The organism is Exiguobacterium profundum, from assembly GCF_001909285.1.
Lineage (GTDB): Bacteria > Bacillota > Bacilli > Exiguobacteriales > Exiguobacteriaceae > Exiguobacterium > Exiguobacterium profundum.
On record NZ_MRSV01000001.1, the window covers coordinates 1,725,786 to 1,749,934 of the forward strand.

The 24,149-nt window shown below is 45.3% G+C and carries 25 protein-coding genes, 1 tRNA gene and 1 pseudogene; 13 read left to right on the forward strand and 14 right to left on the reverse strand.

Annotated elements, in window-relative coordinates; all coding sequences use genetic code 11:
* The first annotated feature begins 10 nt into the window (after positions 1-10).
* Entirely contained in the window at positions 11-898 is an 888-nt protein-coding gene (locus BBB58_RS08950) for an alpha/beta hydrolase (RefSeq protein ID WP_047795254.1), read from the forward strand.
* Between the two features lie 69 nt (positions 899-967).
* Positions 968-1,816: a sulfite exporter TauE/SafE family protein gene (locus BBB58_RS08955; RefSeq protein ID WP_074036900.1), complete on the forward strand. Its 849-nt coding sequence runs from the start codon at positions 968-970 to the stop codon at positions 1,814-1,816.
* A gap of 21 nt (positions 1,817-1,837) precedes the next feature.
* On the opposite strand, the gene BBB58_RS08960 is transcribed toward BBB58_RS08955, so the two are convergent.
* From BBB58_RS08960 to BBB58_RS08975, 4 genes are all read right to left on the reverse strand, one after another.
* Positions 1,838-2,035, reverse strand: a complete 198-nt coding sequence (locus BBB58_RS08960; protein ID WP_074036902.1) for a hypothetical protein — start codon at positions 2,033-2,035, stop codon at positions 1,838-1,840.
* Between the two features lie 63 nt (positions 2,036-2,098).
* Positions 2,099-2,629, reverse strand: a complete 531-nt coding sequence (locus BBB58_RS08965; protein WP_047795257.1) for a biotin transporter BioY — start codon at positions 2,627-2,629, stop codon at positions 2,099-2,101.
* Between the two features lie 73 nt (positions 2,630-2,702).
* A complete protein-coding gene (locus BBB58_RS08970) occupies positions 2,703-3,644 on the reverse strand; it encodes a DUF5692 family protein (RefSeq protein ID WP_047795258.1) in 942 nt (313 codons plus the stop codon).
* Between the two features lie 75 nt (positions 3,645-3,719).
* Positions 3,720-4,538 carry a hypothetical protein gene (locus BBB58_RS08975; RefSeq protein ID WP_074036904.1) on the reverse strand — a complete coding sequence of 273 codons (819 nt, stop codon included), beginning with the start codon at positions 4,536-4,538 and terminating at the stop codon, positions 3,720-3,722.
* A 169-nt stretch (positions 4,539-4,707) separates the two neighbouring features.
* On the opposite strand from BBB58_RS08975, the gene BBB58_RS08980 reads away from it, so the two are divergent.
* A complete protein-coding gene (locus tag BBB58_RS08980) occupies positions 4,708-5,304 on the forward strand; it encodes a TetR/AcrR family transcriptional regulator (RefSeq protein ID WP_074036906.1) in 597 nt (198 codons plus the stop codon).
* A 39-nt stretch (positions 5,305-5,343) separates the two neighbouring features.
* Here BBB58_RS08980 and argH read toward each other — a convergent pair whose 3' ends face one another.
* From argH to BBB58_RS09005, 5 genes and pseudogenes are all read right to left on the reverse strand, one after another.
* A complete protein-coding gene (argH, locus tag BBB58_RS08985) occupies positions 5,344-6,732 on the reverse strand; it encodes an argininosuccinate lyase (RefSeq protein ID WP_074036907.1) in 1,389 nt (462 codons plus the stop codon).
* Positions 6,725-7,939 carry an argininosuccinate synthase gene (locus BBB58_RS08990; protein ID WP_031423543.1) on the reverse strand — a complete coding sequence of 405 codons (1,215 nt, stop codon included), beginning with the start codon at positions 7,937-7,939 and terminating at the stop codon, positions 6,725-6,727. The genes argH and BBB58_RS08990 overlap by 8 nt, the downstream gene beginning before the upstream one ends.
* Positions 7,940-8,063: 124 nt before the next feature.
* A complete protein-coding gene (locus tag BBB58_RS08995; protein WP_074036908.1) occupies positions 8,064-9,206 on the reverse strand; it encodes a CapA family protein in 1,143 nt (380 codons plus the stop codon).
* A gap of 113 nt (positions 9,207-9,319) precedes the next feature.
* Positions 9,320-10,807, reverse strand: a complete 1,488-nt coding sequence (putP, locus tag BBB58_RS09000) for a sodium/proline symporter PutP (RefSeq protein WP_074036910.1) — start codon at positions 10,805-10,807, stop codon at positions 9,320-9,322.
* A 120-nt stretch (positions 10,808-10,927) separates the two neighbouring features.
* Positions 10,928-11,538, reverse strand: a pseudogene (locus BBB58_RS09005) (DNA-3-methyladenine glycosylase I).
* 90 nt (positions 11,539-11,628) lie between these two features.
* Between BBB58_RS09005 and BBB58_RS09010 the strand changes: the two are divergent.
* Positions 11,629-12,246 (forward strand): DedA family protein, encoded by a 618-nt coding sequence (locus BBB58_RS09010; RefSeq protein WP_074036912.1) that lies wholly within the window; start codon positions 11,629-11,631, stop codon positions 12,244-12,246.
* Between the two features lie 39 nt (positions 12,247-12,285).
* Here BBB58_RS09010 and BBB58_RS09015 read toward each other — a convergent pair whose 3' ends face one another.
* Positions 12,286-13,455 carry a cation:proton antiporter gene (locus BBB58_RS09015; RefSeq protein WP_074036914.1) on the reverse strand — a complete coding sequence of 390 codons (1,170 nt, stop codon included), beginning with the start codon at positions 13,453-13,455 and terminating at the stop codon, positions 12,286-12,288.
* A gap of 25 nt (positions 13,456-13,480) precedes the next feature.
* Entirely contained in the window at positions 13,481-13,906 is a 426-nt protein-coding gene (locus BBB58_RS09020; protein ID WP_074036915.1) for a GNAT family N-acetyltransferase, read from the reverse strand.
* A gap of 115 nt (positions 13,907-14,021) precedes the next feature.
* On the opposite strand from BBB58_RS09020, the gene BBB58_RS09025 reads away from it, so the two are divergent.
* The 5 genes from BBB58_RS09025 (at position 14,022) to BBB58_RS09045 (ending at position 18,607) form a co-directional block, all read left to right on the forward strand.
* On the forward strand, positions 14,022-14,567 hold the full coding sequence (locus BBB58_RS09025) for a glycerol-3-phosphate responsive antiterminator (protein WP_074036916.1): 546 nt from the start codon (positions 14,022-14,024) through the stop codon (positions 14,565-14,567).
* A 39-nt stretch (positions 14,568-14,606) separates the two neighbouring features.
* Entirely contained in the window at positions 14,607-15,311 is a 705-nt protein-coding gene (locus BBB58_RS09030) for an SDR family NAD(P)-dependent oxidoreductase (RefSeq protein ID WP_074036917.1), read from the forward strand.
* A 100-nt stretch (positions 15,312-15,411) separates the two neighbouring features.
* Positions 15,412-16,260 (forward strand): HD domain-containing protein, encoded by an 849-nt coding sequence (locus BBB58_RS09035; RefSeq protein ID WP_074036918.1) that lies wholly within the window; start codon positions 15,412-15,414, stop codon positions 16,258-16,260.
* 187 nt (positions 16,261-16,447) lie between these two features.
* Positions 16,448-17,455 (forward strand): sodium:calcium antiporter, encoded by a 1,008-nt coding sequence (locus BBB58_RS09040; protein ID WP_074036920.1) that lies wholly within the window; start codon positions 16,448-16,450, stop codon positions 17,453-17,455.
* A 90-nt stretch (positions 17,456-17,545) separates the two neighbouring features.
* Positions 17,546-18,607 (forward strand): bifunctional glycosyltransferase family 2/GtrA family protein, encoded by a 1,062-nt coding sequence (locus tag BBB58_RS09045; protein WP_074036922.1) that lies wholly within the window; start codon positions 17,546-17,548, stop codon positions 18,605-18,607.
* A 23-nt stretch (positions 18,608-18,630) separates the two neighbouring features.
* Here BBB58_RS09045 and BBB58_RS09050 read toward each other — a convergent pair whose 3' ends face one another.
* From BBB58_RS09050 to BBB58_RS09060, 3 genes are all read right to left on the reverse strand, one after another.
* A complete protein-coding gene (locus BBB58_RS09050; RefSeq protein ID WP_074036924.1) occupies positions 18,631-19,197 on the reverse strand; it encodes a 3'-5' exonuclease in 567 nt (188 codons plus the stop codon).
* Between the two features lie 61 nt (positions 19,198-19,258).
* Positions 19,259-19,591, reverse strand: coding sequence for a four-helix bundle copper-binding protein (locus BBB58_RS09055; RefSeq protein ID WP_074036926.1), 333 nt, complete (start codon positions 19,589-19,591; stop codon positions 19,259-19,261).
* 112 nt (positions 19,592-19,703) lie between these two features.
* A tRNA-Ala gene (locus BBB58_RS09060) sits at positions 19,704-19,776 on the reverse strand.
* Positions 19,777-19,899: 123 nt separating this feature from the next.
* On the opposite strand from BBB58_RS09060, the gene BBB58_RS09065 reads away from it, so the two are divergent.
* The 4 genes from BBB58_RS09065 (at position 19,900) to BBB58_RS09080 (ending at position 23,937) form a co-directional block, all read left to right on the forward strand.
* Complete coding sequence (locus tag BBB58_RS09065; RefSeq protein WP_074036927.1) at positions 19,900-20,763, forward strand: GRP family sugar transporter; 864 nt, start codon at positions 19,900-19,902, stop codon at positions 20,761-20,763.
* Positions 20,764-20,970: 207 nt separating this feature from the next.
* Positions 20,971-21,393 carry an SRPBCC family protein gene (locus BBB58_RS09070; RefSeq protein WP_074036928.1) on the forward strand — a complete coding sequence of 141 codons (423 nt, stop codon included), beginning with the start codon at positions 20,971-20,973 and terminating at the stop codon, positions 21,391-21,393.
* A gap of 197 nt (positions 21,394-21,590) precedes the next feature.
* Positions 21,591-22,388, forward strand: coding sequence for an SDR family NAD(P)-dependent oxidoreductase (locus tag BBB58_RS09075; protein WP_244150719.1), 798 nt, complete (start codon positions 21,591-21,593; stop codon positions 22,386-22,388).
* Positions 22,381-23,937 (forward strand): AMP-binding protein, encoded by a 1,557-nt coding sequence (locus tag BBB58_RS09080; protein ID WP_074036930.1) that lies wholly within the window; start codon positions 22,381-22,383, stop codon positions 23,935-23,937. Before BBB58_RS09075 ends, BBB58_RS09080 begins: the two co-directional genes overlap by 8 nt.
* Positions 23,938-24,149 lie beyond the last annotated feature (212 nt).

Consider the following 24,149-nt stretch of genomic DNA (forward strand, 5'->3'; position numbering starts at 1 on the left):
GAAGTTACGGATGAATCGTTGGATGAAACTATTGAGTATTGCGGTACTCATCATTTTACTCGTTGCCGGTTTGGCTATCGGAGGAATCTCGGCTCATATTGGGGACCAGTTGACGTCACCGGAGCGGGAAACATTGACATACACCCCGAAATCACTTGGTTTGAAGTACGAGAATGTGACAATCGAATCGGAGGAAGGATATGACTTATACGGATGGTGGATTCCTCATCCTACGCCGCGTGCGACCATCGTCTTTGCCCACGGATATGGGAAGAACCGTGAACAGGAAGATTTACCGTTGAAAGAGTTGATTCCAGAATTTCATGAACAAGGATACCAATTTTTAACGTTCGATTTTCGCGGTTCAGGGATATCAGAGGGTGACCGAGTCACGGTCGGCGCTAAAGAACAATCCGATTTAAAAGCGGCCATCCAATATGCGAAAGGTCGTTCAGAAGGACCGGTTGTCTTATATGGGATTTCAATGGGAGCGGCGACAGCACTCTCTACAGCTGATGATGTCGAAGTTGCTGCAGTCATCGCCGACAGTCCGTTTAGTGATTTACGAAATTATCTCGAGACAAATCTTCCGGTATGGAGTGACTTGCCGAACGTTCCGTTCACGCCCGTCATCATGACTGTGACCCCTTGGTTCACCGGTCTCGATGCCGATGTCGTATCTCCTATTCAGGATATCAAGTTGATTGAGGCTCCTATCTTATTGATCCACAGTAAAGGCGATGATGCGATTCCTGTTTCTGAAAGTGAAAAATTGGCTGAAGCACAAGAACGCGTCGAACTTTGGGTGACTGATAACGAAGGTCATGTCGGATCGTACCAGTCATTCCAGAATGAATATCGTCAACAAATATTCGAGTTTCTAGAACGGTCATTGTAAGCAAAGGGGCGCATTCGACGCCCCTTTTTGATATGATTGCAGACGAGACCAATGAAGGAAGGGTACAACATGGACGTTTTACAAGTATTACAGTTTCTCCTTTTAGGAACGTTAATCGGAATCTTGAGTGGATTCTTTGGAATTGGTGGTGGAATCTTACTGACACCACTTCTCCTTGTCTTCGGGTATGAAGCGAGTGCGGCGATTGCCCTTAGCCTGATGTTGACGCTTGGATCAACGACGGCAGGAACGATCTCGCATATCCGTTTGCGTAACGTGAACGTGTCGCACGCCTTATGGATCGGTGTGTTCGGGATTGTCGGGACCTGGATTGCCACACCGCTTGTCTTTTATTTAGAAGGAGTCGATGGGGCGACACTGATCATCTCACTCGTCTATATCGCATTACTCACATATTTTGCGGTTTCTTTCTTTCGTTCGAAACAGCATGTGGAAGGAAGCGTCGGAACGGACTCTGTACCACGCCTTGGGATCATCGGTGTGTTCGCGGGGTTCATCTCCTCGTTGATGGGAGTAAGCGGTGGATTCGTCTTGACTCCTCTTCAGGTCAAGTTGTTGAACACAGAGATGAAGCGTGCGGTCGGAACGAGTATTACGGCAGCGCTTCTCATCGTCGTATCCGGTGTCATAAGTTACGCGGTGGCGGGTGCTGAAACGAATTATCTGCACGGTCTTGCTCTGATTGCGGGTGCCATGATTGGATCACCATTTGGGGCGAAACAGCTACAACGTTTCAGCTCGCAGCACGTCAAAAAAGCGCTCGGTGGATTTTATATCACGGTCGCCATCAGTGTAGGGTTGAATTTGATAGGGTGGAATACGGCATCACTTGCACTTCTCGTCACATTAGCGCTTCTGTTCATCGTCACCCTTCTCATTCGACCACGCAAAAAATAAACCCCGTCTTCGGACGGGGTTTTAACGTCTAGCAATATGGTCAATGTTTTCTTGAATCTCGCCAACTTTCGCTTTAGCCTCACGGAGTCTTCGCTCAAACGCATCTGTGTCACGTTTCTCATGAGACGACTTATCGATTCCTTGACGCTGCCCTTTGTCAGAGCGTTGGTAAAAGTGGGTCGCTTTCTTTAAGCGTTTTTTAAACGTCGAGTCGCTCATCGGGACACCCCCTTCCATACTACAGTTATTCCACAGATGGAAACGGGTGAAACGTTCGAACCTTTAAGAGGCGAGGGAACGACGGACTTGAACGTTCTGAGAAATTTTCACGGCTAATATGGCAGCAAGTACTGCTTTCAAAGCGTCACCAAACAAGAATGGAATATTTACTTTGAGCGCATCAATGAACGACATACCGAGAACGATCTCGAGTCCGATACTTCCGAGAAAGTAGACGAGCCCTAGACCGAATAAAAAGTTATAGCCAATCAATGCAGGGATGGAGCGATAGCGTTCACTGAACCAGCCAATGAAGAGTGCTGCAATCGGAAAGGCGATTAAATAACCGACAGTTGGTCCTACAAACGGTGCGAGACCTCCTTGACCACTCAGTACTGGAAGTCCAATCAAGCCGAGCAAGAGATACACGATTACTGCCAAAAATCCTTTCCTTGCACCGAATACACCGGCGATGGTCATGATGGCGAGTGTTTGAAGGGTGATTGGAACGGGTCCAATCGGTATTTCGATGAAACCAATACTTGCGATGAGTGCCGCGCCGAAGGCGATTTGAGTCATATCTTGAATCTTCATATGTAAACCCCTTTTCAGTTAACGTTAACAATATAAAAGTTAACATGTTGAGAAGGGGTTGGCAAGAATTATTTCAAGACAGCCCATTTTGACTCAAAGCTGTCTGATATGCCTTCGTTTCAACATAAAGTTCATCCTTGAGTGGATGAAGATGTCGTTGACGGATCCGATAAAATTGATAGGAGACAAGCGCCGCGTTGAATAAGAGGGAGAGTAGACTGACGATAAAGAAGGCTCTCGGGTCATGTGTCGACGGTACGGGAGCTAATCGGTCGGCGAACGCGGGAACTGTCATGACAAACATAATCCATAAAGCCAACGTGTGGGCACGATGTTGTAACCAAGCCCCTTTTTTAATAAAGAATGAAGGAATGGTACATGAAAGGAGCAGAATCAATCCTGCATAAAACGAATGGTCAGAGATACAATTATAAACGTAAGCAAAATTCCATAAATCATAGGCGATGATCCATGGCCAAATCATATCAGGCCAAATCATATCTTTTGATTGATCTTTCGAAATATTGATTCCAATCCATCCGCAGATGGCGATGATGTTCAACAATCCGGCAAAACCGTTCATTAGATTCCAAGGTCCGGACATGACCCAAAGGTGATCGATATAAGCGCCATCGGGAACGTTATAGAAGTATACTTGAAAGTCTCGGATACAGGCTTCTAAAATGTTCAGTGCCAAAATCCCCGGTGGAAAGAATAAGACCCATTTCTTTCGTAATAGCGAGGGGCGGTAACGAATAATCATGAAACCGAGACAGCCGGCGAGTGCAGAATATGTTTTCACCCAGTTGAACCAAGTACCCGTTCCATATTCATTCCCTGGAGCTGCGGTTGTCGGCCAAACAAAAAGGGTCAGTATAGTCGGTACAATGAAGAATAACGTTATTCCTCCCCACTTAGTCGTGCGACTGAATTCATTGAAAGCCATCAAGCTAAACAAGACAAATAACCCAATTCCCCATCCGACGAGATCGATTCGTTCATATAGAATTCCCACTCAAATCTCCTCCTTACATCAGTTAATTGTTCACTATTGAGCAATCAAAATCATACATTCACATATTCGATTCCATCATGATACTTTGGCTCTCTTGAAGCTGATGATGGCCTTATTGTGATGAAGTTGCCACATATGCCAGAAGACATAAGGGACGATGATTACAAAATTAATTACTCCCCATGACTTCAATACTTCCGAGTTGAACCATGTCGAAGAGTTCATGACTTCCGGGAAAATGTCATAGCATGCACGAATCAATAAATGGGCTGCAAGCGTGTAAATACGAGCGGTAATGTAAAGCTCTGGTCGTCCTTTGATGACTGGATACAGTTCTGCCGCAAGCAAGATGCAGAGCGAGCTGGCAAAATAAGTTGGAGATTCTGCATAGACGAAACATGCGTTCCATGACGTGTATATAAAATTCCATGACCCAGTCGTATAGGCTACGAGATCGGCGTATCCTTCTTTCGCAAACTTCCAAAAAGTCGGTGCGAAAGGAATCGTCACACAGAGTAAAAATCCACAGGCGGCATTAAAGTAATTGCCGAGTGTCACATCTTTAATCGTGGCTTCTGCGATATTCAAAAACAAGATGGCATAGAAGAACCATAAAAATTCGTCACGCTTTAAAAAGTTCCAAATCCGTCCTTGTTTGTTCTCGTAAATGGCGATTCGAGAGAAACCAACGATAATCGTCGGTATGATAACGCTTACAATTTTAGCCCAACGAAACCAGCCATCGACATTCCCCATCATCCATAATGGGATGGTCAATAACGAAGCGAGCCAAAAGTAGGCGGACAGTTTATAGTGCTTTCTGAAAAAAACGATGATTCCTAATAATAAACTTAAATAGAGTGGCATCGAGATCACATGCGGCCAAACGTTCATTCCATTCACCTTCTCATTTGAATTTAACAAACATAACGTTTGTTATGTTTTTAGTATAGGTCGATAATCCTGTTTAGTCAATGTGAATTATTTCACAAAATTTAGTCCTGAGCACTCGCATTGGTAGAGCTATGTTATTCTAAAGTGGACTCGAAAGGGGAGAATAATAGTGGACGGTAAAAATAAAATTCTAGATGCAGCCAGAACGGTCATTATTCGAAGTGGGGTGAACGGGGCAACAGTCAGAGCGATTGCAATCGAGGCGAATATGACGACAGGAGCCATCTATCATCATTACAAAAATAAAGAGGATTTATTGTACGATTTAATGAATGAGAGCTTGTCTGTTTCCTCTCAAATCGCCAAAGAAATGACAGACGATGACTATTCAAAAGAACGTATCAAAATGGAGATTGCACGAAATACGGCGGAACGCTTTCATAAAGATGCAGAGAACCGTCTGCAGTATCATTTTGCTCATGAAGTGTTACTGGGGAACATGGAGGCACAACTGAAATTAAAAGACAAATATGCAGAATGGACAAAACAAATCGAACAAATCCTGATTCATTTGTACGGACTAGAAAACACTCGTCTAAACAATGCGTTCAGTTCATGGCTGATTGCGGCAGTCGATGGGGTCGTCTTGCAATATCTACTAGACGTCAATGAAAATTCCATTGATGAGATGATGGAGGTATTCGATCTTCTACTAGAAAAAGGTCTTCCTTCTTTCGTTGAACGTCTGAATGAACAGGATAAATAAATAGACCCGTCACAGATTAACGTGACGGGTTCAAGATGATTAAGAATAGGTCATCGTGCTCATGCATGCCGAAGCTTCTTTCAACTGTTCACGGACGGCATCGAATCCTGTTCCGCCGTAACTGTTTCGACGTGCGACTGCCTCTTCAGGGGTCAAGGCATGATACACATCCTCTTGAATCAATTCAGAGTACGTTTGGAATACCGTGATTGGAAGCTCGCGTAAATACAATCGCTCATCCACGCAATATTTGACGAGTTTTCCAGTCACCTCGTGCGCCTCACGGAACGGTAACCCTTTTGCCGTCAAATAATCGGCGAGTTCGGTCGCATTAGAAAAATCGCGCTCGGTCGCTTGTTTCATGACGTCCGGGTGGAACGTCAGTTCATTCATCATCCCCGCCATGATACTGAGCGAGCCTTGAACGGTCTTGACCGTATCGAACATCCCTTCTTTATCTTCCTGTAAATCTTTATTGTAAGCGAGTGGAAGTCCTTTCATGAGCGTCAACAAGCCCATCAAGTTTCCAATCACTCGACCCGATTTTCCACGGACGAGTTCGGCCATGTCAGGGTTTTTCTTTTGTGGCATCATGCTCGAACCGGTAGAAAACGTATCCGACACTGTAATGAAGCGATACTCTTCGCTTGCCCAAAGAATCAATTCTTCACAGAAGCGGGAGAGGTGCATCATAAGCATCGATGCATTTGAAAGAAACTCGAGTATGAAGTCACGATCGCTAACGGCATCGAGGCTATTCGGGTAAACCCGATTGAATCCAAGTAATTCAGCTGAACGGGAACGGTCAATCGGAAACGTTGTCCCGGCTAAGGCTCCTGCGCCAAGAGGAGACCAATCAATCCGCTTCAAGCTGTCCGTAAACCGCTCCTTATCACGCTCTAGCATCCAGAAATAGGCGAGCAAGTGGTGGGCCAGCGAGATCGGTTGTGCACGTTGGAGGTGCGTATAGCCAGGCATGATTGTCTCTACGTTTTCTGAAGCGTGAGCATGCAATTCACGCTGAAGTGATTCAATCAATTGAATCACTTCTTTCACACGTTCTTTCAAGTAAAGATGCATGTCCGTCGCGACTTGATCGTTTCGGCTACGTGCCGTATGCATCTTCCCTGCAACCGGTCCGATCGCTTCATGAAGTAGAGCTTCTAAGTTCATATGGATATCTTCGTGATACACCTCGAATTTCAATTCATCCGCGAGTGCTTTTTGCTTAATTTGTTGTAATCCATCAAGGATTTGAGTGACTTCTTCCTTTAAGAGGATGCCCTGGTCACCTAACATCGTCACGTGAGCCATGCTACCTTCTAAATCCTCAAGGACGAGTTGAGCATCAAATTCAATCGATGCACCGAATGCATCGACCCAATCGCTCGCCGTCTTCTCGAAACGGCCTCCCCATAATTTACTCATTGACGAACGCTCCCTTTTCCATCAACACCTCTGATTGAACTTTTGTTGGCAGACCCCATAACTTGATGAATCCGACAGCTGCTTGTTGATCGAACGTATCGGCTGACGTATAGGTCGCAAGTTCCTCATCATAAAGAGAAATTGGCGACTTCCGTCCGTCGACGATGGCCTGCCCTTTAAACAATTTCATGCGAACCGTTCCTGTGACGGTCGCTTGAGTCTCATCGATAAACGCAAGAAGTGCTTTTGTGAGCGGTGAATACCAAAGTCCGTTGTATATTGTTTCTGTCAATTTTTGCTCGACAATTGGTTTGAAATGCGCCACTTCACGAACGAGTGTCAAAGCTTCAAGAGCTTTATGCGCAGTGATCAATGTCATGGCGCCAGGTGCCTCATATACCTCACGCGATTTGATACCGACGACCCGGTTCTCGATGTGGTCAATCTTCCCGACACCGTGGGCACCCGCAACGATATTGAGCTCTTTTAAGATATCAGTGAACGATTGGCTCTTCCCATCAATAGCGACCGGAACTCCGTTCTTGAATTCAATTTCAAGAAAAGTCGGTTCATGCGGTGTATCCTCCAGTGCTGCTGTTAACTCGTATGCGCTTGCCGGAGGTGCTGCCCAAGGATCTTCCAAAATGCCGCATTCGATGGCGCGTCCCCAGATGTTCTGATCGATTGAAAATGGCTCTTCTTGAACGATTGGAATAGGGATTTGATGTTTCGCCGCGTACGCGATTTCTTCCTCACGTGACCATTTCCATTCACGAACCGGTGCGACGATTTCGAGTGAAGGATCGAGTGCATGAATGGATACTTCAAAACGCACTTGGTCATTTCCTTTCCCAGTACATCCGTGAGCCACAGCGACGGCGCCTTCGGCTTGTGCGACCTCAACCAATTTCTTCGAGATGAGGGGGCGAGATAGTGCCGAAACGAGTGGGTATACGCCTTCATATAATGTGTGGGCCTGCATCGAATAGCGAGCGAACTCGTTGACGAACTCGTCGACCGCATCGATGACGATAGATTTTTTCGCTCCAACTTTCATCGCTTTTTGCTGAATCTTTTCTAAGTCTTTCCCTTCCCCGACGTTCAAACAGACGGCGATGACATCATAACCTTGTTCGTCCAACCATTTAATCGCAACCGATGTGTCAAGACCACCTGAGTAAGCCAATACGAGTTTTTGTTTCAAAATATGAACACCCCTTGTGAATAATTATTAATCTTTATTTATAAATATACAACTCAGTGTAAGGGATAAGATGTCGTGTGGCAACCCTTTTTTGAAAATAATTTTACCACGAGTGATTTCGTGGTCGTCATTGTTCGATTTTGAGTTGGGGTAACCATTGCGACATATGGTCGCTAACAGGGGAAAGAAGTTCAGGACGAGCAGCTTTTAATGGGACGACTTCATATGGACCGACCGAAGATTTTTGAGCAAAAGTCGGATAGAACATCGGATTTTTCAACTCAAAATTCGATTGATCATCTTCGATTGTCTTGACCACATCAATCCCGATAATGCCCCCCGTGTTTCGCTCATCCCCTTGTTGTCCGGAAAGGAAATTACCGAGCGAGTAGATGACAAAAGTTTGATTGCCATTGACTCCTTCTAGCATGGTCGGAGGTTGCAGCACGTGAGGGTGGTGACCGATGATGATATCGACTCCGAGGTCTGCTAAAGATTGGGCGAGCTCAGTTTGACTCTTATTCGGTAACGGCTCATATTCCGTACCGAAATGGAGGGAGACGACCGTCATGTCAGTCGACTGTTCCGCCTTCTCGATCTCTGGTTGCATCTGTGCAAGGTCGATATAGTTCACATGATAGGGTTGCTTCGGCACGACTCCATTCGTTCCATACGTGTATGCGAGGAAGGAAAAAGAAATATCATTAGCCGTCAACGTACGAATATTCGCTTTGTCCTCATCAGATAGGAAGGAGCCTGTATAAGGCATTCCGATTGCATTCCAATGGTCGATTGAATTTTCAATGGCTCGGACGCCACGGTCGAGCGTATGATTATTCGCTGTCGTGACCAAATCGATTCCTGCCCGTTGTAGGGCATCACCAATTTCATATGGACTGTTAAATGCCGGGTAGCTCGAAAGTCCGATTTCACTCCCGCCAATCATGCTCTCTTGGTTGGCAATTGAAATATTGGCGCGATTCAATATTGGAGAGATCTGGTCGAATGCAGAATCAAATTCATACCCTTCATCAGTACGAGCTGCGTTGTATACCGAATCATGTAGAAGAATATCGCCGATTGCATAGAGGGAGGCCGTCGTGACAATCGGTTCCGGTTCGGCAGGCGGCATTTCTTCAGGTACCTCGACAATCGGTTCTTCGACTTCTTCTGGTATTTCTTGATTCGTTGCCGGAGTCGTACCACAAGCGATTAATAAAACAAAGCTAGACAGGAAGGTAAGACGAGAGACGATCTTGATTGGTTTCATCCCGATTCTCCTTTTCACGACAGATTCGTACAATAACCCTAAAATTCGTCGATAATTAAGAAAAATCCTGCCTAAATAAATAAAGACAGGTCGTTTTTGACCTGTCATGAGATTTATTTGATATGTTCTTTGACCATGTCTTGCATTTGGTCAAACTCACGTTGAATGACCTCATTTGGTGGCGGTGTCACCAAACTCACAATATAAATGGCAAGTGACGACAGGAAGAATGCTGGAATCATTTCATACAATGTCCCAAACGTTCCGAAAAGAGAAGCGGCATAGTTCTTCCATAGAATGACGACAAAGGCTCCAGTCAACATTCCAGCAAGCGCGCCTTGACGCGTCGTTCGTTTCCAAAACAGACTGAACAAGATGAGCGGACCAAATGATGAACCAAACCCTGCCCAAGCATAACCAACAAGGTTTAAGATGGTGTCGTCTGCATCGAGTGCAAGAATAATCGATATGACGGATACGAGAATGACCGTAATCCGACCGACCATGACGAGTTCACGGTCTCCCGCTTCTTTACGGAAGAACTTCTGATAAAAGTCTGTCGTCGCGGCACTCGACGAGACGAGCAATTGAGAGGAGATGGTCGACATGATGGCGGCGAGAAGAGCAGCCAATAATACACCAGTCACCAAATCCGGGAATAATAAGTCAGATAGGTTGATAAAAACGTTCTCCGGATTATCGATGGTGAGGCCTTGTTGTGTGTAATAGGCGAGACCGAATAATCCGGTCGCCATCGCCCCGACAACGGTGAAGACCATCCATGAGATCCCGATTCGACGTGCCGTCTTAATGTCCTCGAGCTTTCCGATTGCCATAAAACGGACGATGATGTGTGGCTGGCCGAAATAGCCGAGCCCCCACGCAAATAGTGAAATGATTCCGATAAGTGATTGCCCCGTCCACGGATCAAGTAACGCTTCATCAATATTTCGTACCGTGTCTAAAGCATTTGATACACCATCAGTTGCCATAATGGCGATGGCAGGTACAAAAATAAGGGCAAACAGCATGATCAATCCTTGAACAAAATCTGTCCAGCTTACTGCTAAAAATCCACCGATGAAAGTGTACAGAATAATGATGGAAGCGAGAATGACGACTCCCGTTACAAATTCAATGTCGAAGACGGCATTGAATAGGCGACCGCCGGCGACGAATCCGCTTGTCGCATAAAGAAAGAAAAAAATTAACGTGACAGCAGCTGAAAATGAACGCAACACACCTTTTGTGTCTTTAAATCGCTTCTCAAAGAAGTCTGGGATTGTGATCGCATCATCCGATATATATGAATAAATGCGCAATCTTGGTGCGACCAATAACCAGTTCAAATAGGCGCCGATCGTCAACCCGATGACAATCCAGCCACTTGAAATCCCTGACGCATACATTGCACCAGGTAATCCCATTAAGAGCCATCCACTCATGTCTGATGCACCGGCAGATAAGGCGGCGACCCCGGGACCAAGCGCCCGACCACCTAACATGTAATCTCCGATACTGCTTGTTCTCCGATACGCGATGATCCCAAGCAAGACCATCAGTGCCATGTACACGACAATGGACACTAAAATTCCGTTCATCAACATCCCCCCGAAAGATAAAAAATATGAAAACGCTTTCAGTGATAGAGTATCACTTTGTCAAAATATTGTCACAACAAGAGGGGGAATGTAAAGATATTTTTGAGAGCTGGTCTTAAGTTATCGGAACGTGCAAGAGGTGAGATGGTCATTGACGAGACCCGTCGCTTGTAGGTGGGCATAGACCGTTGTCGGTCCTAAAAACTTAAAGCCGCGTCGTTTCAGGTCTTTACTCAATCGTTCAGAAAGTTCCGTCGTAGCAGGAACATCTTCAAGACGATTCCATGCATTCAGGATCGGTGCATCGTTGACGAATGACCAGATGTACGAATCAAATGAGCCAAACTCTTCCTGTAGTTTGATGAACTGTTTCGCATTATTGATCGACGCCTCGATTTTTCGTCGATTTCGCACGATTCCGCTATCGGAGAGGAGTCTTTCCACATCCTCATCCGTGNTTTTTTCACGATTCCGCTATCGGAGAGGAGTCTTTCCACATCCTCATCCGTGAAGCTGGCAACTTGCTGCACCTCAAAGTTCGCATAGGCCAATCGATAATTTTCACGTTTTCTTAAGATGGTGATCCAACTGAGTCCTGCTTGCGCACTTTCGAGTGTCAGACATTCAAAGTGCTTCTGATCATCGTGAACGGGCTTTCCCCATTCCTCGTCATGGTAACGGACGTACAATGGATCCGTCCCGCACCAAGGACACCGTACTGTTTCTTCCATTTCAATCAGCTCCTTTCTTTGAGTGTAGCATGTCTTTGCGATTATATATCAAAATGGACGGGTATAGAGGGGAAGAATGGAGGAAGCGACATGAGTGACTGGATGATTTCTGTGATTGAACAGTACGGCTACATAGGGATTGCATTCATGATTTTTATTGAGAATGTGTTTCCACCGATCCCTTCTGAAGTCGTCTTACTCTTTGGTGGTTTTTTTGCTGTGATTACGAATTTGTCCATCACGCTCGTCATCGTGGCATCGACGGTCGGTGCCATATTAGGAGCCGTATTATTATACGGTCTTGGACTCTTGTTTGATGTCGAGCAGATTAAAAAATGGACGAAGAAATATGGAAAGTGGTTACGACTTGATCTGAATGATGTAAAAAAGGCGGATGCCTGGTTCGATCGCTACGGGGGATGGATGGTCTTCTTTGGACGTTTGATGCCGGTCGTCCGAAGCTTGATCTCGATTCCAGCAGGGATGTCGAACATGCCATTCATGAAATTTCTACTGCTCAGTACGGCTGGAACAGCCTTATGGAATACCATTCTCATCCTTATCGGGATGAAAGTCGGTGAGAATTGGCAAGATATCCTCTCATACCTCGATGCCTATTCTTATGCAATCTATGGGCTACTGTTCATCGGCGTCATCATTTATATCGTATGGCGTAAAAAGCGGCGCAACAAACTAGCAAAAGACTAATGCACAAAGTAGGCGGACCCAGCATATGGGTCCGCCAATTTATTCTTCTTTTTTCTCGTCTGGTAAGACTTTCGTGAGGGTTTTCTCCGTTTTTTCTGCCAAGTACTCTGAGAAACGGAACAGAATGATTCCGACAATGGCTGACACAAAAATATAGAGACCGACAAACAAGTTGATGGCACCGTTCGAAAGGGCGGTAAATAAAATAGAGAACTCCCCACGTGGCGCGAGTGAGAACCCGGCTTCATTGGCTTGAACACGCGTCAAGCCATAGATTCTGCCCCCGACACGTCCGACAATCCATTTTGATAATACCCCCCACACAATCAAGACGAAGAAGAGCGTATTCACGATGACACCTTTCTCGAGGTTGATCGAGATACCGAACGAGATGAAAAAGATCGGCAAGAATAAATCTCGGACGGGTACGGTCAAACGTTTCAGCGGTCTCACGTCGTGGATATCTGCGAGCATGATCCCGGCGATGAATGCTCCTAAAATCTCAGATAATCCAAACACCATCCCAATCCCTGCGAAAAAGAGAATGAGTCCGATCAGACCGATACTCGCATCATCTTGTCGCAACAAGTGCTTCGAAAACTTTTGTTGTTTGGATACGAAGCTCGAACCAATGAACAAGAGTACGCCAAATATCAGAAATCCTGCGAACACTTTGCCGATATCGGACATCGCAACCGGTTCTTCTTGAATGATGAAAGGGGCAACCGTCAATAGGAGAGGGGCAAAAATATCCTCAAAGATGAGTAATGCGAGCACAAACTCTTTAATATCTTCATGTTTTTCGGAATGCCGCTCAAGCAGTTTCGCAGAGATGGAGGAGCTCGTCGCATATAAGACGGCCCCGATTAAAAAGGCGCGAGGGAAATCGAGACCAAATGCTAAAGCAATCCCAAACGATACCCCGAATGACAGAATGATATCGAGTATTCCCGCCTTCCATACTTTCCGCATGCGCTTCCAAAGTTCACGTAGTGGAAACTTCAGACCGAGTAGGAAAAATAACAGAATGATTCCGATCTCTCCCGCGACTTTAAAGACTTCATTCCCATCCCAGAAAAACCCGACCCCGACCCCAATTGCGATAAACGCTAAAATACTTGGGAAGAATAATCGTTCAATCAGGAGACTGAGGACAGAGATGAGGGTGAGCGCCAATCCGAGCAACACGATGATGTTTAACCCATCCATACGTCATCTCCTCTCACGACCCCAATTAGCTTTCTATTTGATTCCATTGATACTCCATTCCGACGGATTCAGGTCGTGAGTAATCAAAACCGAACTGTCGATACAATCCATCGGCTGGAATATCTGCGATTAAGCTGATGATGGCCGTCTCATCGGCTTCTTGTAAGATCCATTCCATCAAATGCTCCATGATTAATTTTCCGAGTCCTAGTCCCTGGCATTCTGGATCTACGACGATATCTACTAAATGGAATACCATCCCGCCGTCACCGACGACGCGTCCCATTCCGACAATCTCATCATCTAAGTATAAACAAATACCATACAGTGTATTTTGAAGCCCCTTCACCGTACCTCGATCAGAACGTCGTGGCATCCCTGCCTTCACGCGTAACGCTTGATGTTGTTCTGGAGTCGGTGTTTCGACTTTTACAGTTACTTCATTGACCATACTCAAATCCCCCTCTACACAAGTTGATTTTATTTTCCCGATATATTGAATGAGTAAACCTTGATTTATAAAATCGGCTATCTGCATAATGAGAAAGAGACAGGGGGAATAGTTGATGATCAATGGTCAATCCATCTTACCGGCGATACGGGACATGCGGGATTTGGAGCGGTTTTTATCGAGTGATTTCGAATTAGGGGTGTTATTAGAGATTCATATGAGTCGATTGGACTCCATCTTCAGATTATTGGGGAAACAAAAAAAAAAAGTGTTCATTCATATGGATTTGATTCAAGGTATGAAGGCGGACGAGTATGCGACAGAGTATGTCTGCCAGACGTTCAAACCGTTCGGTATCATCTCGACGAAAGGAAACGTCATCGTCAAAGCAAAGCAAAATGATGTGGTCACTGTACAGCGTCTATTTTTAATTGATTCCACCTCATTAGAGAAAAGTATCAAACACATTGAACGTTCAAAACCGGACTATATCGAAGTCTTACCAGGTATTGTACCCAAGTATATTCAACGTGTGAAGGAGAAGACGGGAATACCCGTTTTCGCAGGTGGGCTGATTGAAACAAAGGAGGAAGTCCAAGCGGCACTTGATGCGGGAGCGAGTGTGATCACGACTTCGAATCGAAAACTATGGTCCGACTAATCGGGATTTGGGTATACAGTCTTTTAGGAGGGATGAATGATGAAAGACGTAATGATTGTAACAGGAGCTAGTCAAGGAATTGGTTATGCGATTGCTCAAGCTTTCGTAAATCAGTATGAAGTAATCGGGTTAGATATTGGAGATGACCCGGACATTAAAGGGTTACGCTTTTATCAAGTAGACCTTGGAGACACGTCTGAACTTAAGCGTGTCTTTGACGATATTCACAACGAATTTGGTCGAGCCCATGTTTTGATCAACAATGGAGGAATCGCTTCGCTGGTCAAGCCGATTGATGAGCTTGAGATTGACACGTTCAAACGAGTCATCGATGTCAATTTAGTCGGGACATTTAGTTGTGCGAAATACTTTTTAGAACTGAATCAAGATGAGTCATATGGAAGAATCGTTAACATGGCCTCGACACGTGCTTTCCAGAACGAACCGCATTGGGATGCATATGGTGCATCTAAAGGAGGCATCGTCGGCTTGACCCATTCACTTGCCGTCTCATTAGGCGACCGCCCTGTGACGGTGAATGCGATCAGTCCAGGATGGATTCATACGTCTGATGAGTCGTTAAGTGAGATTGATCATGAACAACATCCTTCGGGACGTGTCGGTGAACCAGAAGATATCGTCCGCGCTGTGAGATACTTGATCGATCGTCAAAACAGTTTTGTGAACGGGCATAATCTTGTCGTCGATGGAGGAATAACAAAAAAAATGATTTATGAAGAATAATGTGACCATATACCTAAATTCGGGATGTTTTTAGGTTATATGTACCTAATTCCGGGTAATGAATAGGAGAGTTTTTATCCGGAAGAAGGAGGATGGCGACATGAACCCGCTCGTAGAAGAGGCGTTACGTTTTTCGTCTATTCGTCACGGAGGACAGTTCCGAAAAGGTTCATCCATACCATATTTGTCACACCCATTCTCGGTCGCCATGCTTCTTGAGTCCGATCATCAAGCACCGGTGGTCGTGGCGGCAGGGTTACTCCATGATTTGATTGAGGACACGAAGACGGACCCACAAGAAATCTTATCAAAATTCGGATCTGACGTGCACAGGCTCGTTCTCGCGGTCTCGGAAAAAAATCGTGACGAGTCGTGGGAACAACGAAAACGACTGACACTTCAGCAGGTGAAATCACTTCAATTTGATGAAGTCGCACTTCTCGTGGCGGATAAGCTACATAATCTCCGTTCCATCCGTTATGATCTTGAGATGGAAGGGATGAAGGTGTGGCAACGTTTTAAACGACCGCTGCGAGACCAATCATGGTATTATCATGAATTACTATCAACATTTGAACCGTTTCGGAGTTCGACAGACCTAATCGGTTTGTATGAACAAGAACTCCATCTATTGTTTTACGGCGAGAAAAATTCAAAAGATCGAAAAGTGGCAAGGCTCCTTGAATCGATGCTGACCCATTTCGTCGAAGACGAATGGTTGCAAGAATCGGCACCACTATGTCAAACGGCATATGAGTTAAGGGAGATTGTTGCGCGAGAGACGAGTGATGAGGCGGAGATTTCATGCTTCCGACAACGACTTCACGAAGCAGGTTTGACCACGCCATTGCCACCTGAGAAACTCGCAGGGATGCAAGAACTCGCGTATCGGACGGCTCTCGAACCACAGCAGCTTCTCGCACTCATGCGCCGCTCGATTGTCAATTAGTTCTCTTCATGATATAGTCAAAAGGAAGATAAAAAGGGGAGTAGCGACCACAATCGTGGTCGATGGGTCGTCATTACAGTGCGTGCGCACTCGGTCCATCGAGCTTTTACAAGTCCGCAAGACCTTTTTATGGGCGTTTTTGTCGTCCATAAAAAGGTCTTTTTTGTTTACCCAAGGAGGAGAAAAAATGGTATTTGTTTATTTCTTACTGGCCGCGGCCATCACGGTCTATGCCGCCATCAAATTGTCGACGTACGCCGACGTCATGAGTACGAAGTCGAAAATGGGGGGATTGATCGTTGGTACGGTGTTACTAGCCGGAGCTACGTCATTACCAGAAGTGACCACAAGTGTTTCAGCTGTCTTAATCAATAATCCAGATATCGCCATTGGGAATATGCTTGGTTCAAACTTGTTCAATATTTTTATATTAGCAATGTTTGATTTATATTTCCGCCAAAAACGTCTTTTTAATGGCGCTGACAGAGAGCACCTCTATACTGCGATGCTTGGACTGGCATTGACCTTAGTTACTATGCTTGCCCTGATTTTACGAATTGACTTTACTATTCTTGGTATCGGGATTGATGCCTTGCTTATCGCAGTGTTATATGCGATTGGGATTTACTGGATTGGAAAGATGCCGAAAGAAGTATCTAGTGCAGCAACGCTTGAAGTTTCGGACACTTCGAATGATCATGCTCTAGCAGAATTGCAGAACCCGATTACACTCCGACATGCAATTGTAGGGTTCGGAATTGCTGCGATTGTGATTATGGCAGCTGGTACTGCGTTGTCTATTACGGGCGACCAGATTGCAGTCGTCACAGGTCTCGGATCGAGTTTTGTTGGAAGTTTCTTGATTGCCGCAACAACTTCCTTACCTGAGGCAGTAGCCGTTTTTATGGCACTCAAGTTAAAGAATGTAAACTTAGCATTTGGTTCAATTCTAGGAAGCAATATCTTCAACATGTTGATTATAGCGATGTCTGATGTGTTTTACCGGAATGGTTCAATTTTAGCTGATGTTTCATCATCTCACCTTGTCACTTCGGTTGGTATCACGATTTTATCGATTATCGTTATGTACAGTATTCTACGTAAGCAAGTGACTAAATCATTCAAATATGTTCTTCCATCACTTATGATTGTGATTGTCTACTTTGTTTCGTCTTACTTGATCTTTATCGGGTGAACTCACGCATCAGCCTTAGGGCTGATGTTTTTTTAATTGGGATTGCGAATTCATTGCTTCGGGTATAGAGGAATTGAAGGAGGGGTGGCGATGCAGATGCATGAAGTGGAAACACGCCAAGCGTATTCGATTTTGATTCCGGCCTATAACCCTGATGAGGCACTCGTCACACTCGTGGAGAAGTTGAGGGCGAGTGGGTTTTCGAACATCATTGTGGTCAATGACGGTAGTGACGAATCGTCGGTAGGCACATTTGATAAGATTGCATCATTTGTCGACCAAGTGTTAACGCACGAACAGAATCAAGGGAAGGGAGCAGCAATCAAGACGGGGTTACGGTATGTGGTGGACACATATCCGGATAAAACGGGGGTCATCACGGTCGATGCCGACGGGCAGCACTTGCCGCAAGATGTCGTCAACGTCTATGAGGAAGGGTTGAATAAACCACATCATCTCATCATGGGATGTCGAGATTTTAGCGGAGATGCGATTCCGTTCCGGAGCCGATTCGGCAATCAGGCGACACGGCTCGTGATGTTGATAGGGAGCGGGCTGAAGTTAAAAGACACGCAGACGGGACTTCGAGCCATCCCGATGCGATATGCGCGACAACTGATTGACATTCCGGGAAATAGATATGAGTTCGAGATGAATATGCTCACGTTCACGAAACGATTGCAGGTCCCGATTCAACAAACGACCATCCAGACCGTATATGAGAATGAAAATGATTCATCCCATTTTAGACCGATTCTCGACTCGATTTTAATTTATCGGATGTTTTTGATGTATTCGTTATCCTCTGTCGCCTCGTTCCTTGTCGACGTAGGGATGTATGCGCTCTTTATTTATTTATTATCCCCATACTTCGATACGGCTCACGTCGTCATCGCGACGGTCATCGCTCGAATCATTTCCTCTCTCTTCAATTATCTCGTTAATCGAAAAGTAGTCTTCGATTCGAAGGCGCGGCGGTCTCTTCCGAAATATTTTAGTCTCGTCGTGCTTCAAATGGTCGTTTCAGCACTCCTTGTTTATCTCTTGTTTCTCTTGCTCAGACAAGGCGAGGTCATCCTAAAAGTAATCGTCGATAGTTTTCTCTTTTTCGTCTTTTTTTATGTGCAGAAGAGATGGATTTTCAAAAAATAACCGGTCATGATTTCATGACCGGTTTAATATGCGAGCGTTCCTGTTTTCACGGACGTATAGCGATGTAATTCTTTTGGGCTTGTGATGCCGGTTTTTTGCATCATTTTTCGCATAAGTAGCGCGCATACGCGAGCATCTTCCGCAGCATCATGATGAATAAACGGCACGTTCAAGTGTTCTGCCATCGTGTTCAACTTATGGTTCGGGAGTCCTGGATACAGTTTACGTGACAGTTTGACGGTGCAACCGTATTCGATTGTAGGGAAATCGAATAGATCATATTTCACAATCGCCTTTCTCAAGGCACCCATGTCAAATGAAGCGTTATGTGCGATGACGAGGTCCACTTCCCGTAAAATCGGGTAAAGAGAGGAAAGTACTTCCGGTAATGCCGGTGCATCCCACACGTCACTCGGACGAATGCCATGGACGCGGATGTTACCCATATCAAAGTCTTCCTCCGGATTGACGAGTCGCTGGTCGGTTTCGACCACATCACCATTTTGAAGGATGCTCCATCCGACAGAACAGATGCTGCGACTATCACGGTTAGCGGTCTCCACGTCAAGTGCGAGAATGGTATGGTTCATAGTTTACCTTCTTTCGTAAGCAATAAAAAAAGTCTAACAGAAAGTTAGACGAATGTCGTGCTTAAGCGGCAACAAGTGTTCGGCAAGCTTCCGCACAACGCTCACATGCTTTGGCACAGGCTTGACAATGGTCGTGCTGATGTCGTCCGCATTCAACCGCACACGTATCACAGACTTGGGCGCATAAAGCAACGATTGGTTTTGAAAAGGCTGAATCTGTTTCTAAGGCATTTAAAGCTAAAGTACAAATGTCTGAGCATTCTCGAGTCAGGCGGATGCATTCGGTGAACATGTGTAAATCCTCTTCTTGCAAACTTTTTGAGAAGCAGTGTTTGCATGCGCGCATGCATTCGATCACGCTCGACAATGTTTCTTCTACAGATGTACGTTCCATCAAAATTCCCCCTTATATGAAAAAGTCTAACTATCATTACCCGTTCAGAAAGAGGTTGAATCGCACCATACCAATAAAAAAGCCACACCTCATTCGAGATGTGACCAATTAATGGAGCATAGGGGGCTCGAACCCCTGACCTCTACGCTGCCAGCGTAGCGCTCTCCCAGCTGAGCTAATGCCCCGTTCGAAATCATTATATCATCGTAGTATTCGACATGGCAATTCCCTTTTTGATTTTTGTTTTATAAAATTGGAGACGTGGGAATTTCATGTTAGACGTTATATTAAGAAAGCAGGTGTGCTTCATGGAAATGATTCTTTTGGCACTCTTACCGGCACTCATGTGGGGAAGCATTCCACTCATCGTGTCGAAAGTAGGAGGAAAACCGATTCAGCAGTTAATCGGAACGACCATCGGGGCGATGATCATGGCAACAGTGATTGCCCTCGTCTTCCGACCGGAGTTCACGACACTCGCCATCGTGACCGGGTTTATCTCAGGGGCGTTCTGGGCGCTCGGTCAATATTTGCAGTTCCAATCGTTCCAAATCTTAAGCGTCTCCAAAGCGATGCCAATCAGCACGGGGATGCAACTCGTTGGGACGTCTCTCTTTGGGGTCATCGTACTCGGGGACTGGCAGACATCGACGGAGCTATGGTTAGGGTTTTCAGCGCTCGTCTTGATTATCATCGGAGCGACTATGACTTCTTACCAACAGAAGAAAGATCAGGACAGTGCCGGTGCGTTGAAAAAGGGTTTACTCGTCCTATTCGTTTCGAGTATTGGTTACGTCACGTATGCCGTCTTGACGAACTACTTTGAAGTAGAAGGGATCACCGCGATTCTTCCACAATCCGTGGGGATGTTCATCGCGGCACTTCTGTTCAGTCTTCGTGAAAAGGACGTCAAGAAATTCGATCCACGCACATTCAAAAACATCTTGGCGGGGATCGCCTGGGGAATCGGGAACTTCGGACTTTTCGTTTCAAGCGGAGAAGTGGGGATTGCGACTTCGTTCGCCTTATCCCAATTGAACGTCGTCGTGGCGACACTTGGTGGGATCTATCTCTTGAAAGAAGAGAAGACGACAAAAGAACGCGTCTTTGTTTTCATGGGAATCGGGTTGATTGTCGTCGCTGGATTTATGCTTGGGATTGCCAAGAGTTAAGTTTCAATTATGAAATGAAAAGAACCTTGAATGAACTCGATTTTGAGTGCCATTCAAGGTTTTTGTTTTGAGTATCTTTCAATCGTTGAAATGAGAGCAGGAGAAGATGTGATCGATAGGGAAGTAATCTCATATTGCGTTCGTCATATAGGACGGGCAGCACATTCGTGATTGATCAAAAATTGTAGAATAAAGGGGAAACGAATCATGGAATCAAATGTCGTGACGATATCAACGCTCGTCGATGCACCAATCGAGAGAGTCTGGAAATTCTGGACAGAACCTGAACATATCAAACAATGGAATCATGCGTCTGACGATTGGCATACGATTGAGGCGGAGAACGACTTACGGGTCGGCGGGAAGTTTCGTAGTCGGATGGAAGCAAAAGATCAGAGCATGGGCTTTGATTTTGAAGGGGTATATGAGGAAGTTGAAGAAAATGAGCTTATTCAGTATCGTCTGGAGGATGAACGGAGAGTCAGAATTTCATTTGCTTCAGAAGGGGATCAGACGAAAGTGGTCGAGGTGTTTGATGCGGAGTCGATGAATCCGGTTGAAATGCAACGACAAGGCTGGCAGGCGATCCTCGACAATTTCACTCGATATGCGAATGGGAAGAGTGTATAAAAGATAAACGGAAGGTTTGAACAGCAGGTCCCTTTTCAATGAAAGTGGACGCTGCTGTTTGTCATGTTAGGCTAAATGATTGTCTAGGTTTTTTTAGCTTGAAGAGACGAATATAAATAAAAGGTGCTGGCAATATGTATGACTACACGTTACTAGAGAGACTCCTATTCCGATTTCCTTCCTTCGATCATCAGAAAATGAAATCAGCGTTAGAACGGAAAACGGTATTGATTACTGGAGCGAGCTCAGGAATCGGGCAGGCGTTCGCTTATTTACTAACGGATACAACCGCGCATCTGATTCTCGTTGCCCGTAGAGAAGCAGACATGAACGTCATGAAGTCTGAAATCGAGAAGGGATCAGCCACAGTGACCGTGTTCCCGGCAGATCTTCGAATTGAAGAGGAACGGAATGGTTTGCTGGCGTATCTCCATCAACTACCGGACGGATTGGATGTTCTCGTCAGCAATGCTGGAATCTCCATCAATCGTCCCATCACTGAGTCACTCGATCGATACCATGACTTCACTCGGACGATGGCAATCAATTATTTTGCCCCGGTACAATTGATGCTATCGCTTATTCCGGTGCTCGAAAAGAAGAACGGGCAGATCGTCAATGTGTCGACCATCAATGTGTTACTTCATCCTTTTCCTCACTGGGCGGCCTATCAGGCATCAAAAGCCGCGTTCGATACGTGGTTTCGCTCTGCGGGTCCGGAACTCACAATCAAAAATATTTCCACGACGGCTCTATATCTACCGCTAGTAAAAACACCGATGATTAAACAAACTCTAGCTTATCAGCATTCTCCTGCCATGTCACCGGTACATGTGGCGGAACTGATTGGACATGCCCTGTATACGAAACGACCAGTATATAAGCCGTGGTGGTTGTTCCTCGGTCAAGTAGCGTCTCTTGTTTTCAGAAGACCGATAGACTGGATGGTCCCTACATTACTTAAGAGAAAGGAGCGTGACAATAAGAATGGTTAAGTTATTGAAAGTCTTGTCGCAGCTCCATTTTCTATCACCATCAAACCTAGTCCGTCTATTCGTCGCAATCCGTCAAAACGGAATCAACTTGATGCTTCTTTTTACATTGACGGAAAAAGCAGGGAGTCAAAATACGGCTTTAGTGGACAGTCGAGAAACAGTGACGTATCAAGAGCTAAAGACACGATGTGAACACCTTGCTCATCATTTGGCTGATCAATATGGGGTTAAAAAGAAAAAAAAAGTGGCGTTTCTTTGTAAGAACCACGCGTCTTTCGTACAAGGGATGTTTGCGGCCTCACGACTTGGTGCTGACATCTACATGCTTCATTGTTCGATGAGTCAACTGCAGTTCAACCGGCTTGTAGAAGAACAACCATTCGATCTCTTGATTTACGATGAGATGTTCGAAGAATTGATAGAGAACTCATCTTACGAACGTTCGACACTTGTCAGCTATTATCGCGATAAAGATTCAATCAACCGTTTATCGAGGTCGAAGCGACCTCATAAAGAAAAACTACCGGCCGCCTCGAGCGGGAAAATCGTGCTGTTGACCGTCGGTACTACGGGTAGTCCGAAACAAGTGACTCATAAACCATCCCTCTTTCACTTTCTAGCTCCATTCACGGCTTTATTGAACCAGTTGCAGTTGCCGTCATTCAACACTGCCTATATTGCCACCCCGATTTACCATGGCTACGGCATCGCCATCCTTTTATCTTTTCTAGCGCTAGGGAAACAGGTCGTCATTCAAGAGAGCTTTGATGTGCAGAGAGCCTGTGACCTCATTCGGCGACACAAGGTAGAAGTGGTCACGGTCGTCCCGCTCATGATCCATAAAATGTTACGACACGATCCAACATCACTTTATTCTCTCGCTTGTATTGCTTCCGGTGGTGCGAAGCTTCATCCCGTTTTAGTCCGTGAAGTACATAACGAGTTGGGGAACGTCTTATACAATCTATATGGAACATCGGAAGCGGGCTTGAATCTGATCGCCACACCAGAAGATTTACAGTATGATGCGAACACACTCGGGAGAAGGATTCCGGGAGGGGACTTAAAGGTAGTGAAAGATGGAATGGAAGTCGAGGCAGGCGCCATCGGGGAATTTTGCATACGAAATAAGTGGTCCATGCAAAACCAGAAAAACCGCTGGATTCAAACGGGTGATGTCGGATACCGGGATGAGAACGGCTATTATTTTTTGTGTTTTTTTACAGACGACTTGATCATCTCGGCAGGAAACAATATTTATCCTGGGGAAGTCGAGACGGTTTTGCGCGACCATCCGAATGTCGAGGACGCCGCCGTCATCGGGATAGAGGATATGTACGCGGGTCACATTTTGAAGGCATATGTACAGTTATATGATGAAAAAATGACAGAAGAAGGGTTGGTGAGCTGGTTGCGCGAACAAGTGACAACATACCAGGTTCCTAGAGAAATCGTGTTTGTGAAGGAGTTGCCTTATACAGAGGTTGGAAAGCTAGACAGGAAACGACTTGAGGTGATCAAGTATGTTGAAGTGTGGAACTATAAGTAGCATATAAAGGAATGAAGAGACATACATAGTTTATTAGGGAGCACATTTTTCTAAAGCCTTCTTATGAATACGAAGGGTTGTTTGTTGTAGTCTAATGAAATTAGCTTCTTTAAGTAATGAAGGACTGAATTATGTTTTCGAAAAGACTAAAGTGTCTCTTCGTTCTGATTTATTGTCATAATGCAAAATATAATGTAAGTCACCAAAAACTG